The 13,400-nt window shown below is 41.9% G+C and carries 10 protein-coding genes and 2 pseudogenes; 7 read left to right on the plus strand and 5 right to left on the minus strand.

Annotated elements, in window-relative coordinates; translation table 11 throughout:
* Positions 1-4: 4 nt before the first annotated feature.
* Together AC2SLO_RS01180 and def are read left to right on the plus strand one after the other, a co-directional pair.
* Positions 5-556: pseudogene (locus tag AC2SLO_RS01180) on the plus strand (GNAT family N-acetyltransferase).
* Positions 557-1,079: 523 nt separating this feature from the next.
* Positions 1,080-1,610 (plus strand): peptide deformylase, encoded by a 531-nt coding sequence (gene def / locus AC2SLO_RS01185; protein ID WP_486539855.1) that lies wholly within the window; start codon positions 1,080-1,082, stop codon positions 1,608-1,610.
* A gap of 129 nt (positions 1,611-1,739) precedes the next feature.
* On the opposite strand, the gene dapB is transcribed toward def, so the two are convergent.
* The gene (dapB, locus tag AC2SLO_RS01190) at positions 1,740-2,564 is read right to left on the minus strand and encodes a 4-hydroxy-tetrahydrodipicolinate reductase (protein ID WP_486539853.1); all 825 of its coding nucleotides are present in this window, start codon (positions 2,562-2,564) and stop codon (positions 1,740-1,742) included.
* Positions 2,565-2,808: 244 nt separating this feature from the next.
* Positions 2,809-3,942, minus strand: a complete 1,134-nt coding sequence (gene dnaJ / locus AC2SLO_RS01195) for a molecular chaperone DnaJ (RefSeq protein ID WP_486539851.1) — start codon at positions 3,940-3,942, stop codon at positions 2,809-2,811.
* 208 nt (positions 3,943-4,150) lie between these two features.
* On the opposite strand from dnaJ, the pseudogene AC2SLO_RS01200 reads away from it, so the two are divergent.
* A pseudogene (locus AC2SLO_RS01200) lies at positions 4,151-4,453 on the plus strand (DUF2939 domain-containing protein); the annotation flags it as partial.
* Positions 4,454-4,863: 410 nt separating this feature from the next.
* Here AC2SLO_RS01200 and AC2SLO_RS01205 read toward each other — a convergent pair.
* The gene (locus AC2SLO_RS01205; RefSeq protein WP_486539849.1) at positions 4,864-5,409 is read right to left on the minus strand and encodes a hypothetical protein; all 546 of its coding nucleotides are present in this window, start codon (positions 5,407-5,409) and stop codon (positions 4,864-4,866) included.
* 164 nt (positions 5,410-5,573) lie between these two features.
* The gene (locus AC2SLO_RS01210) at positions 5,574-6,278 is read right to left on the minus strand and encodes a pseudouridine synthase (protein ID WP_486539847.1); all 705 of its coding nucleotides are present in this window, start codon (positions 6,276-6,278) and stop codon (positions 5,574-5,576) included.
* A 170-nt stretch (positions 6,279-6,448) separates the two neighbouring features.
* Here AC2SLO_RS01210 and AC2SLO_RS01215 point away from each other — a divergent pair, with 170 nt between their 5' ends.
* The gene (locus tag AC2SLO_RS01215; protein ID WP_486539845.1) at positions 6,449-7,045 is read left to right on the plus strand and encodes a YigZ family protein; all 597 of its coding nucleotides are present in this window, start codon (positions 6,449-6,451) and stop codon (positions 7,043-7,045) included.
* Between the two features lie 192 nt (positions 7,046-7,237).
* Here AC2SLO_RS01215 and AC2SLO_RS01220 read toward each other — a convergent pair whose 3' ends face one another.
* On the minus strand, positions 7,238-9,784 hold the full coding sequence (locus AC2SLO_RS01220; RefSeq protein WP_486539843.1) for a WG repeat-containing protein: 2,547 nt from the start codon (positions 9,782-9,784) through the stop codon (positions 7,238-7,240).
* Between the two features lie 521 nt (positions 9,785-10,305).
* Between AC2SLO_RS01220 and AC2SLO_RS01225 the strand changes: the two genes are divergently transcribed.
* The 3 genes from AC2SLO_RS01225 to AC2SLO_RS01235 all read left to right on the plus strand — a co-directional run bounded on the left by AC2SLO_RS01225 (position 10,306) and on the right by AC2SLO_RS01235 (position 13,311).
* On the plus strand, positions 10,306-11,325 hold the full coding sequence (locus AC2SLO_RS01225; protein WP_486539841.1) for a YheT family hydrolase: 1,020 nt from the start codon (positions 10,306-10,308) through the stop codon (positions 11,323-11,325).
* Positions 11,326-11,437: 112 nt separating this feature from the next.
* Entirely contained in the window at positions 11,438-12,592 is a 1,155-nt protein-coding gene (locus AC2SLO_RS01230) for a YheT family hydrolase (RefSeq protein WP_486539839.1), read from the plus strand.
* 176 nt (positions 12,593-12,768) lie between these two features.
* Positions 12,769-13,311: an acyl-CoA thioesterase gene (locus AC2SLO_RS01235; RefSeq protein ID WP_486539837.1), complete on the plus strand. Its 543-nt coding sequence runs from the start codon at positions 12,769-12,771 to the stop codon at positions 13,309-13,311.
* Positions 13,312-13,400: the final 89 nt, after the last annotated feature.

Raw genomic sequence — 13,400 nt, forward strand, 5'->3', positions numbered from 1 at the left:
AGATATGAATAAGAATACTGTAAATATAAAATCACTAAATGCTCAAGACATTAATGATTACCTCGATAGATTAAGTTTACTATTACAAAATGGAGTCAATGATGGTGCATCCATAGGATTTATTGCGCCCCTACATGAACAAGACGCTAAAAACTATTGGCAAGCGGTACAAGGTAGTATTAAGGAGGGTAATACATATTTACTGATCGCTCTAATTAACGACAATGTTGTAGGAAGCGTACAACTCGCAGTGAATTAAAAGCCTAATGGAAAGCACCGTGCAGAAATTGAGAAACTCATGGTATCTAGTGATTACCGTCAGCGTGGTATTGCTTCAATGTTAATGAGCGAAATAGAGATTTTATCAAAACAGTTGGGGCTTAGACTTCTTATATTAGATACTCGTGAAGGTGATAAAGCAGAGCAACTTTATAATAAGCTAGGTTATGTAAAAGTAGGGATAATACCTGAATTTGCACTGAGTTCAGAAGGTACTTACGATGGTACAGTCTTATTTTATAAATTAATACCTACGGAAGTTGATAGTCGATCATGAGCCCATCCCAGACTCTGGGTAACCATATAGTCTTCTAAGATACTTCTTAAATTTGTCAAAATGCTGTTATTAGCTCGAAAAACTAACTTTCTATACATCATGAAGTACACTGCGACTATTTCAGCGAGTTAAAACGTTGGTATCATAAGCCTTTAGCCAAATATTCGAGTCCTCACTAGGAAAACAAACCAATAAGTTGTCAGCGGTATACTGTACTAGCCCATCTATTTTATTTGTCTTTAGTAACTCAGTCATGAAAGCCCCTAACAGTATTTTCTGACGTGTCAGTTCCTTATTAAACTTTTTCTTTTCTTTTTAATTTGGTTTTTAGAGTGTTTAGATACTTAATTGTTCATTATCTCTTCTCTAGAGCATTATGACTCACTCGTTATATCTGAGTCCGCTTTTAAGGTGTATGATACTGTCCAGTTATCCGCTAGCCCTTGATAATTAGCACTCTCTCCCTCATTTATTTATAATAACGTACAATACTTTATTCATTTAACAAACCGTGTGATTTATTATGGCCATATTACCAATCTTAAGTTATCCAGATCCTCGTCTGCGCACTATCGCAGAGCCTGTGAAAACTGTCGATGATGACATCAAACAGCTTATTGATGACATGATTGAAACCATGTATGCCGCAAAGGGCATTGGCTTGGCTGCAACACAGGTTGATCGTCATATTCAGCTGATTGTGATGGATTTGTCTGAAAATAATGACAACCCTCGCGTCTTTATTAACCCAAAAGTAACCCCATTGGTTGAAGATAAAAAGCCATACGAAGAAGGCTGCTTGTCTGTGCCTGATGTCTACGATTCAGTAGAGCGCCCAACCAAGGTCAAAATTGAGGCCCTAGACGGTGAAGGCAACGCTTTTGAAGAGATTGCTGAAGGTCTACTTGCGGTCTGTATTCAGCACGAGATGGATCATTTAAATGGCGTGCTGTTTGTGGATTACTTGTCACGCCTAAAACAGACCCGTGCACGCGACAAGGTGCGTAAAGTGGTTAAAATGCGTGAGAAACAAGCAGAGTCAGTCAAAGCTTAATAGGCTATGTAGCTTGTGTCTAAACAAAGAAAAGCCTTATCCCATTGCGTAGGGATAAGGCTTTTTTATGTCTGGTATTAAGGCTTTTATAGTGGACTAAGAATGACTAAAGCTTTTGGGCCAAATCCGTTATTTTAGACCGAGTACATCTTGCATGTCGTAACGACCCGCTGATTGCTCAACAACCCAAGTAGAGGCACGTACCGCACCGGCAGCAAAGGTCATGCGCTCACGAGCATGGTGTTTAATCTCAACCATTTCACCATCAGCAATAAGCATCACACTGTGATCACCTATGATTTCACCACCGCGAATCGCATGGATAGCAATACTGCCCTGCTTGCGCTCACCAGTTTGACCTTCACGCCCATATAACGCTACCTCTTTTAGGTTCTGACCACGAGCCGTCGCTGCGGCATTAGCCATCATATAAGCGGTGCCAGACGGCGCATCGACTTTGTGCTTATGGTGCGCTTCAATCACTTCGATATCTGCTGTTTCACCAAAGGCTTTGGCCGCCATCTCGATGAGTTTTAAAGAGACGTTTACCCCTGTTGAATAGTTGCCAGCATAGACCACAGGAATCTGTTTGCAAGCCTCATTAAGTACCTCTTCTTGGGCATCGCTTAAGCCTGTAGTACCAATCACCATCGCAACTTTGTGTTTGGCGCACAGTTGCACGTTTTTCTCAGTTGAGTCTGGCAAACTAAAGTCAATCAACACATCAATCTTGTCTAGCTGCGACTCTAAGTCATCACTTAGTGCCACACCATTCTTCTCAAGCCCAACCAGTTCACCAGCATCAACGCCGATTAAACTTGAGCCGCTTCGCTCAATAGCAGCAGATAAAGTGGTCTTTGGGTTATTATTGACAGCTTCAATCAGCATGCGGCCCATACGGCCCCCAGCGCCAATAATACCAACATTGATGGTGTCTGACTGTGTTTGTGCCATTGCGCTATTCCTTTGATTTATTTATAAGGGGTTTATTTATAAGGGGTATACTAATAGAGCTAATGATAGCATGATTATTCGCTAGGCTAAATTTGAGTGCTGCATTGGCTGTTAGGTTATGATTAAAATTAAGGGTGAAAAAAGCCTGTATGTTTCACGTGAAACATACAGGCTTATTAAGCGCTTATCTTAAAAAAAGACTCTCTACTTTAACGCTAATATCTAGCTATAGAGTCTGCTTGACCTAGTCAAATAAATCGCCTAGTTTTTCAAAGAAAGACTTCTTCTTCGGTGATTGATCGTGTTTGCTGTCGCCATCTAGCGTATCTTGGAATTGACGTAGCAAGTCTTTTTGCTCACGGTTTAGATTCACCGGTGTCTCTACCATGATGCGGCAAATTAAATCACCCTTCATCGTGGTACGAACAGGCGTTACGCCTTTACCGCGAACGCGCAATAACTTGCCACTTTGTGTGCCTTCCGCTACTTTGATTTTCACTTTGCCATCAAGAGTTGGGATTTCTACTTCTTTACCAAGCGCTGCATCTGTAATGCTAACCGGCACGTCCATATATAAATCAGCGCCTTGGCGTTTGAATACTGGGTGCTCTTTTACACGCACTTCGACATATAAGTCTCCGCTTTGTACACCAGCACCGCCCGCTTCACCTTCACCGGCTAGACGAACTCTGTCGCCATCATCAACACCGGCAGGGATAGAGACTTCAAGGGTGCGTGACTTGTCTTTTACGCCGCTACCATGACAGTCTGGACATGGGTTTTTAATTTGTTTACCAGTACCATGACAGTCTGGGCACGTTTGCTGTACGGCAAAGAAGCCTTGCTGCATACGCACTTGACCATGGCCGCCACAGGTACTACACGTAACAATATCTGACGCGTCTTTTGCGCCTTTACCGTCACAAGTTTCACAAGGGGCTGGTGCGGTAAAACTGATTTCTTTTTTGGTACCGCGAACCGCTTCTTCTAAAGTGAGCTCAATGACATAACGTAAATCTGAGCCACGGCGCTGACGACCACCGCCACCACGAGACTGACCAAAGATATCGCCGAAGTTTCCGAAAATATCGCCAAAGATGTCTTGGAAGTTACCGGCGCCAGCTCCACCAAATCCACCGCCGCCCATGCCATTTTCAAACGCAGCATGACCCATTCGATCGTAGGCAGAACGTTTTTCTTTATCACTTAATACTTCATAAGCCATAGAGGCTTCTTTAAACTTCTCTTCAGCATCTGGGTCGTCTGAATTACGATCCGGATGGTACTTCATGGCCAATTTACGGTAGGCCTTTTTAATCTCGCGCTCATCTGCGCTTTTATCAACGCCTAAAACTTCGTAAAAATCTCGCTTGCTCATGGAGTCTCCTATCAATCTGCCTATTATGTTCCATGTGAAACATACGCATAGCAGGCATTAAATTTTACACAATGTGCATAAGGGTTAAAATAATACAAAAATTAATGATTACTTTGCCTCATTAATGGTGACTAACACCTCATTTATCAAGCAAGCATGATAAAATCAGTGCATCCTCTTCTCATTTTATAAGATAATACCTCCTGCCATGAAAAAAATCTTTGCTCTTCTTATCGTTATTCTGTTGGTTGCTGCCGCTGTATTTTTTGGTTCGCCCTACTACACCGCGCACCAAATCAAAAATGCCTATGATGCTCACGATGGTGATACTTTGATCAGTTATATCGACTTTGAGCAATTAGCGCCCAATATTGAAGCGCAATTAACCACTAATTTTGCCAATACCTTGAGCCAATATCCTATGGTGGCACAGATTGGCGGCGACCCATTAAAGCAAACGGCCAATGAGTTTATCGCCAGTGCCGTGCAGCGCTCGGTAACGCCAGAAAACATTAGCAATCTTATCAATACCCAAGGACAGGCTAACCAGGCCACCAAAGAGCTGACAGCAGCATGGGCCATTGCCAGTAATCAGGTGAATTTACAAACGCTCATCCAAGACATGATTGTACAGCGCGGCGATATCGATGCGGTGATTAAAAACCAGATCAATGTGATGATGAATAAGCAATCAAGTGAGCTTGAGTCACATGTCCAAACTGGAGAGGACAACAGCAAACCTGAGCTTTCTTACTGCGGAATTAACTGCTTTAACGTCATAGGTAAGCTCAAAGGCTATCCAGTCACGGTCGAGATGCAGCGCGAAGGCTTGGTGGACTGGAAAGTGGTCAATGTGGTTTTGCCGTAACGAGTCTGATGTTTGAACATCACATTATCAATGCATGGGTTAATACCGATTTATTAAAACACATCATTCATCCTGCCCAAATTATCAGGTACGCCTCTTAACAACATCATGGTGTCAAGCAAACAGCGCTCAGGGGCCTGTGTTACGGTTTCATAACCACTCTCTTCTAGATAGTCTTTAGAAGATATCTGAAAACCACCGGCCATGAGCATATCTTGCATGTGAAACGTAACCTGAAGCATTTCTAAAGTCTGCGTCTGTTTATCAAACGTGGTCACGCCATTGGGAAAAATAGGGGTCACATACTTTGAGCCATTAAACAGTTGCAAACAGCCTTCTCGGTAAACCAGTTTTCCGCCCACTGCTTGCAGGGTATAAACATCATACAAATCCGAGCTCTTAAACGGATAGCTATAAAATAAACCATCGCCGTAGCTGACGCGCTCCACTGTCATAGCAGGGACTAGAGTGTTTATAGCATCGCTACTATTGCTCATATTATGGCTGTTATTCAAAACAGCGGTTTGGCATCCGGTCAACCCTATTAGTAATGTACTTAGACACACACTAGCTATCGGCTTTAGAATTGATAGTTTCATCTTGTATTCCCTATTGCTGTTGTTGTCTTTGAGGTTAATCTTTGTATTTACTTACGATTAATTTTAGCCGTCGTATCCGTTAAGCATTATAAAAAAGGCATAAAAAATGGACACCTTAAGCATCCATTCTTATTAACTACCCTCTAAAGCTTAGAGCTTAGTTATTAAAAACCAGCCACTTCCTCTTCGGTTAAGAAACGGCTTTCACCTTTATCTAATCCTTCAAGGGTCACACCACCGATACTGGCACGGTGTAATGCTTCTACTTTATTACCAAAGTAGCCCATCATACGTTTTACTTGATGGTATTTGCCTTCGGTCAAGGTCAAACGGGCATGTGTCTCGTCAATAAACTCTAACGTTGCCGGCTTGGTTGGCTCATAGTCGCCATCAAGCAAGATACCCTCGGCTACTTTTTGTACCGCTTTTTGCTGTTCTGCTTCATCCATTGGCTCTGCCAATGTCATCTCATACACTTTGGCATGTTGATGACGCGGGCTAGTCACACGATGCAACCATCCGCCATCATCACTTAAAATCAGTGCGCCAGTGGTATCGACATCCAAACGGCCAGCAATACGCAGATTGCTTAGTTCAGGAACCGCAATAAGCTCAGTAACAATAGGGTACTCTTTTGGCTTCAAGGTACATTCAAAACCTTCAGGCTTATGCAGTAAAATATAACGGCTACCAGTGGCAACCGACAATGGCTCGCCGGCCCACATGACTTCATCATTAAGCACATCGACGTGTAAGCTACCGTCTTTTACCACTTGATCATTGACGGTAATTTCGCTGGCATGTAATACTTTTTTGGCTTCTTTGCGCGACAGTTCAGTCGCCTTGCTAATAAATTTGTCTAAACGCATTTATGTTATCCTTCGCTATATCGCTAGGGCGTACCCTAATATCGTATATAAAAATAATATTGGCAACCAGTTTACCACACCCACCCTATCTCGCATTGATGACTTTGTTTAATCCGTTTAAATTTACCTGAAATTTACCGCTTTTAACCCGACGATACCCACAGACCCTTATGAGCTACCAAACTTTAGCAAAGCCGGTTACGGCTCGACTTGAAATCAAAAAGTCCGAATTTATCACTTATGCTTATCCAGTACACAGCCGTGAGAAGGCAATGTTTCACGTGGAACAATTGCGTGAAAAATATCCTGATGCCCGTCATCACTGTTGGGCATACATTATCGGCGACCCAGATAATACTACCAGCGCCGGCTTCGATGATGATGGCGAACCTAGTGGTACAGCAGGCCGCCCTATCCTAAATGTGCTACAGCACAAAAGCATCGGTAACGTGATTGTCATAGTGGTGCGTTATTTTGGGGGTATCAAGCTCGGTGCAGGTGGATTGACCCGTGCATATGCCGGCTCTGCACAAGCGGCAGTGGACGAAATGACCCTCACCCCTTATGTTCCTATGACACAGGTTGATATTGAGGCCGATTTTGCCAATGAATCTCAAGTACGCTATGTCGTTGAGGACATGGGCGGTGAAATCAATAAGGTGGACTATAGCAAAGCGGTTACGCTAAATGTAACTTTGCCAGAAGCAGCTATTGAGACCTTAAAGGAGCGTTTGGGGATGGACGGGCGGGTGCTTGATGATGAATGATGACCTAAATAAGTGCTCGATTAAAGGTAGCTTATTAATATAATCAAAACAAAGTAAAACCGCTTTAAACAGGTATTATTTATCATTTTCTCAGTCTCTGGAACGACGTACAGCCAACCAGAAAGTTATCAGTGATACCCGTCATCCTATGTGGTACTTTTAAATTGAATGCACTAAACATGAACGCTAAGTTTAATTAGCTTCTCTTTCTTCTCTTTCTTCTCTTTCTTCTCTAGCCTTCGCTCGTCGTAGATTGGTTTTTCTTAATACATTGCCATTGATGTCAATTTTATAGGCTTTTCCATTCATCTCAACATAAGCTTCACCTTCATAGAAACCGTTAGCCACATCAAATTGAAAGTCACTAATCTCCTTACCATTACTATTGATATAGCCATATTTATCTGACTTTTTGGCAACACTCAGTCCTGACTTATCCTCTTGTATGTCATCATAAATAGGCGGTGCAATTTGATTGCCTTTATCATCTAAAAGCCCCCACTTATCTTGCCGTTTTACACGCAATCGATTATCTGCATGTCGCTCAATATCTTGATAGAGAGGCTTGGTTAATAGCTTACCAGCTGTATTAGCGAGCGCCATTAAGTCCTTTTCTTCGCTTACCGCAAACACCTCATTTTCTAAATACTTTATTTCTCGGTACTGTAACGGCAAAATGAACTGAAGCTCAGGGCTAAGCAATCCCATTTGTTTTTTATAATTTAAGTCTTGATTGACAATAATAAAGTCATTAGGTAGTTGCTCAATCCAATCGTAAATAGGGGGTACAACCTCTTGCCCTTGTTTACCAATTACACCCATTTTTTTCTCTACAATAAAAGCATTGTCTCCCATTATCTCCAAGTTTTCATAACTGGGTGGGAATATTTCATTGCCTTTAGTATCTATTAACCCCCAAACATCATTTTTTCTAACCGGAATATAGCCGTGCTCGACGGGATGAAATTCATCATAGTCTTTGGTCTTAATGACCTCGCCTTTACTATTAATGAGTCTATCTTGCTTTTTTGCCTTACTTTCGAGAAATATTGCATGACCTAGGTTGTCCAGACTATATTTTCTTTTACCTATTAACGTCACTTTACCTGCTTTATCCACAAACCCGGCATAGGCCAAGTCATCTTCCGACTGATTGTCTTTATAAACCATAATCGTTGCATAACCATTTTTCTGCTTATCAAAACTCTCGATTTTATACGGATAAGACTCTTCTGTCTCTAAAGATATTAGCTTGATATCGTTCTCTAAGGTTAGCAGGTTCGTATGCATGACGACAAAGTTATCGTAACAATCAATACGGTCATATATGGGTTTGATGACTTCACGACCTTGGTTATCAATTAGGCCAAAACCAGAGTCTTTAGCAATAAAATGGTTACCACAGTGATTAAGATTTTCATAAGTTGCTGGGATAATGGTCTCGCCTTGTTTGTTGATCACACCAAACTTGTGATTTTTAGTGGCGTAAATTGCCGTACCTTTGAAAAAAGGAGCAACCCAGTCATACGGTACATTGTCTACTTTATCACCCAGCACCCTGGTACCCGACTTATCGATAAAGCCTCGCCAACCCTCTGTTTCAGCGAAAGCTAAACCCTCGCTATATAACCCTAACTTATCAAAACCTTGATCAAAGGCCAGTTCACCAACAATACCTGGTTTAAGATTCTTTTTTGATAGCCATGGACCTACTAAGCGATTTTGTTTACTTGGTAACAAGTGATAGTAATAATACTGTTCACCCTTCTTTACGATTGCTAAGTCGTCTTCAATAATCGGAAATATATCATCAAAGTTTCCTGATAAACGAATATCCCCTTGAGCATCAATAACCTGCAACCTTAATCCTGTATTAATCACAGTAAAGCCATTGATAGTGACCAAGTCTTTGTCATCTTCCGGCATCTTTAAAGACTTAAAGAGTATATCGCCTTTATTATTCATCAATTGATAAGTAGGCGAGCTATAACTGTCGGTCAGCTGATACCAAAAAGTATCGTCTCCACGGTATTCCTCATATTGAGTATCGGCTGTTTGTTTCATACTCAGTACAGTGTTTATCTCATAATATTCTTTGTGATGAACCTGATTGTTGATGTCTATAATTTTAGCGTCAGCCCAATTGTTTTGATTATGACGTATTAATAGATGGTCATTTATAGGTTCTAGACGAGATGGCCAAGCAGGATGTAGCACCTCGCCTTTTTTATTAATAATCTCTTGCAGACCACTATAGTCTATTACAGCCCTACCATTCTCAAAGCTTGAACCTCTACTAAATTTAGGAGCAATAATTTGATTGCCCTGTCGATCAATATAGCCAACCATATTATCTTTGCCTGCCAATGCTAAGCCTTCCGAGAAAGATAAAGGAATGCTATATTGAGGCTCAATTAGCACCTCCCCTTTGTCATCGATAGCACCCCAAAGATAGTCACCACTGTCTGACCATATCGCGATACTGGCAATACCATCCTCAAATGCCTCTGCCTTATCATAAATAAAATCAATCAATACCTTCCCTTCATGATCGATGAAGCCATACTTATCATTTTGTCTAACTTTAATAGGACCTGGATCAGGGCAATAAGTGTAAAGTCTAAACTTTTCAACCACTGCTCTAGGTAAACAACCGGAGTCAGCATAAGCCGTCGGCATGGTTAGGGTCATATAAGCGTTCACAATAAGGAGGGCACTGACAGTAAGTTTTAGATGCATAAATAAGACTTTCACATAATGAATTAAAATTAAATTAAATTAAGTGTAAAGTATTTTTCACATTACACCAATACTTAATAATAAGCCCATTAAACAATTGACTTAAATAAGACCCTTACCTTACTACGCTCGCACCTTTCATACCAGAAATTAAGACTCAACCCATCATCAATGACACTATTTTTAAGTTTGTACCATTTGTACCAACTGTATGGCTGAGCAATACTCACCTGCAAACCATTTTATTTATAGCTCTGCTAAAAACGAGCCTGAATACCGCCGTGAGTTGGTGCCTGATTCGTATCAAATGAGCGATGTTACTTACGATTTTATAAAGTAGATTTAACAGAGGATTAGTACGATAGGTGAATAAGACGACTTAGACTTATAAAGCACAATCAACATTTACATTTTCAGTAATCATTTGTTCACTGAAACTATTGGTTTTGTCATCACTTATAGGTATTATATTTCCTACTGACTTTTATCCGTCTCTATTTAATACCTCAAAGACACCCAATATGACAATTGCAAAGCCCCCCTTTGATACAACTTCTAACCGTCTGAACGATACGTTTAAGGCCCTTGACTTTAAGCCGCCTATTTGGCTAAGAAACCCCCATTTACAAACCATTCTGCCTAAATTTACGATGCCAGGGCCACCTGACTATCGTCGTGATTTAGCGCTTGATTCACTTAATGAAAGTCATATTGCCTATGACTTTTTGGATGCCGATGAACCTAAGCCTGCAGAGGGCGAACGTTATCAAATACCGCTCGTGGTGTTATTTCATGGATTAGAAGGGAGCAGTCACAGTCACTATGCCCGTACCATGGCGCACTATGTACAGAGTCAAGGCTGGCATTATGTGGTGGTACATTATCGTAGTTGTGGTGGCGTGCCCGCCAGCGGACACGTTCTATATGAAGCTGGTGACACGCTTGAAGTCCATCACGCCCTACAATACCTTGCCAGAAAATACCAAACCATTCATAGCATTGGCACCTCTATGGGCGGTAGTGTATTAGCAAAATATATGGGTGAATATCAAGACGACGCCATCTGTGCATCGGCCTCTATCGTCTCAGCGCCGCTTGACTTAGCGTCCTCGTCTATTGCTATGCAAAAGTTTTTTGGGCGAAAAATCTATACCCCTTACTTACTAAATCCGATTACTGAAAAAGTATTACAGCATCATCTGAGTGACAAAGAAATTAAAGATATTAAAGCCAGTAAAAGTATCAGTGACTTTGATCAAGCTTTTACCGCCCCGCGCCATGGTTATCGCTCAAAAAATGACTATTATCATCGAGCCTCTGCCATGCCCTATCTGCATAAGATAACCAAGCCAACACTCATCATCACCGCTCAAGACGATCCTTTCTTGGGCATTACGCCTACCGTAGGTGATGTCTCGGACAATGTGGTGCTGTGTGAACCGAAGCATGGCGGTCATATTGGCTTTATGCGTCTTATCAATAAAAAGCTGGATGCCACTTGGTTTCCAGAAGTGAGCATGCAGTTTTATCGTGCTGTGTAGAGCCTGTATGCACAAGCTACTATTAGCTCTTATTGTCATTACCTCTTCTGAGTCGAGTTTATAATAGCCAAAATCGACTCACCGACACCCAGTAACATAATGAGCATTACTTATGATTCCAAATACATCAGTTAAATCGAATAACACTGATCAGATAAATAACCCTAATAACTTAAATAACTTAAATGACCCGAATAACTTAAATAACTTAAATGACCCGAATAACCTAAACAATTTAGATAACCCGTCACAACATTCAAACTTTTCACCTGAGCCCTTTAAGCCCCCTTTTTGGTTAAGCAATCCACACATTCAGACCATTTTACCCAAGTTTTTTGCGCCAAAAGCACCAGAATACCGCCGTGAAATTAAACGCGACTCGCTTAATGAAAGCGATGTGGCATACGACTTTTATGATGCTACACCATTAGCGGATGAGTCAAACCACCCGCAAGACACGCCGATAGTCGTATTGTTTCATGGTATGGAAGGCAGTAGTGACAGTCATTATGCGCGCGCTTTGGCACATCATATTCATGCCCAAGGTTGGCACTTTGTGGTGGCTCACTTTCGCAGCTGCGGTGGTATTCCTGCCAAAGGTCGTGTGTTTTATAACGCAGGCGACACTGCCGAAGTGCATCATATGCTAAGCGTACTTAGCCAAGACTACGCTAATATCTACGCCGCTGGTGTGTCGCTCGGTGGTAATGCGTTGGCAAGATATATGGGTGAATACGCAGACGACGCACTGTGTAAAGCGTCAGCCGTCATCTCCGCACCTGTCGATATGTCATCGGCCGCTATGAATATGCACCGCTTTTTAGGACAAAAAATATACACCCCATATCTGCTGAATCCTATTATCAAAAAGGCACTTAAAAATGAAATCAGTGATGAAGAGATTGCCGCTATCAAGTCTGTCGACCGCATCAGCGACTTTGACCATATCTTTACCGCACCGCGCCATGGGTACCGCTCAAACAATGACTATTATCGCCGTGCCTCTGCCCTACCTTACTTGCTTGATGTGACCCATCCCCTACTTTTAATTAGCGCTAAAGATGACCCCTTTATTGGCTTTACCGCCACCGCTAATGATGTATCAGACGCAGTGACATTAGTTAATACTGAGCATGGCGGTCACATTGGGTTTTTGCGTTATCAGCGCAAACCCAATCCTAAGACAGGCAAACGCTTTGATGTCAACTGGATACCTGAGACAGTCACCAGCTACTTTAAATCGGTAGGTATCGATAAGTCCGTCTAGCCAAACTGGTTCAGCGGCTTATTATAAAATACGACGTTTTTAAAAGGCTCTCACTATTGCTTACCGCTGTCAGTCTGGTCATATCGTCTTAATGACGGGTTAGACACGTCTGCTACTTTGCAACCGTCCTTGTTTTGAGCATAATCGAACCACTGTTTTTATTTTAAGGCGTGACTATGTATCCCTTTTATCGTTATACCAAGGCTATCGTCAAAGCGGTTAATGCCACTCGCAAAGGCGAGACCATTGACCTTGAGGACACCGCAGAGATTCAGATACGCTGTAGCTTGACTGATATTGATAACTTTATCGAGATGAATAATGGACGGGTTCTCACGTTATACGACTTTGGGCGTACCGACTTTGCCATCCGCACTGGACTGGGTAAGAAGCTACTTGAAAAGCGGTGGGGTTTGGTGGTTGCTGGCAGCACCATTCAATATCGCAAACGTATTCGTCCATTTGATCTGGTAACAATTAAGACGCACATCGCTGCCATTGACGAGCGCTGGATCTATGTCGAACAATCTATGTGGGTAAAAGGCAAACCCTGCTCTACCGCCTTATTGCGTACTGGTGTGACCAAAGGTGGAAAGGTGATAGACACTCAAAAGATCTTAGATGCGCTAGGTCAATCTGATTTAAAACTGCCTGCAACGGGATATGTGGCGGAATGGATCGAAAGTGAAAAGGATAGACCGTGGCCGCCGCAGATATAGAAACCCAATAGACACAAACGACAAAACGCTGAAGATTGATCTTCAGCGTTTTTTATTATTAATAAATATTAGATTGACTCAACAAACCT

The sequence above is a fragment of the Psychrobacter sp. CX14 genome (assembly GCF_057396205.2).

What these genes read in the sequence shown, in the direction of transcription:
- def (WP_486539855.1), top strand. Translation starts at nt 1,080, where the DNA reads ATGGCCATATTACCAATCTTAAGTTATCCAGATCCTCGTCTGCGCACT.
- dnaJ (WP_486539851.1), bottom strand. Translation starts at nt 3,942, where the DNA reads ATGAGCAAGCGAGATTTTTACGAAGTTTTAGGCGTTGATAAAAGCGCA.
- dapB (WP_486539853.1), bottom strand. Translation starts at nt 2,564, where the DNA reads ATGGCACAAACACAGTCAGACACCATCAATGTTGGTATTATTGGCGCT.
- AC2SLO_RS01235 (WP_486539837.1), top strand. Translation starts at nt 12,769, where the DNA reads ATGTATCCCTTTTATCGTTATACCAAGGCTATCGTCAAAGCGGTTAAT.
- AC2SLO_RS01230 (WP_486539839.1), top strand. Translation starts at nt 11,438, where the DNA reads ATGATTCCAAATACATCAGTTAAATCGAATAACACTGATCAGATAAAT.
- AC2SLO_RS01205 (WP_486539849.1), bottom strand. Translation starts at nt 5,409, where the DNA reads ATGAAACTATCAATTCTAAAGCCGATAGCTAGTGTGTGTCTAAGTACA.
- AC2SLO_RS01225 (WP_486539841.1), top strand. Translation starts at nt 10,306, where the DNA reads ATGACAATTGCAAAGCCCCCCTTTGATACAACTTCTAACCGTCTGAAC.
- AC2SLO_RS01215 (WP_486539845.1), top strand. Translation starts at nt 6,449, where the DNA reads ATGAGCTACCAAACTTTAGCAAAGCCGGTTACGGCTCGACTTGAAATC.
- AC2SLO_RS01220 (WP_486539843.1), bottom strand. Translation starts at nt 9,784, where the DNA reads ATGCATCTAAAACTTACTGTCAGTGCCCTCCTTATTGTGAACGCTTAT.
- AC2SLO_RS01210 (WP_486539847.1), bottom strand. Translation starts at nt 6,278, where the DNA reads ATGCGTTTAGACAAATTTATTAGCAAGGCGACTGAACTGTCGCGCAAA.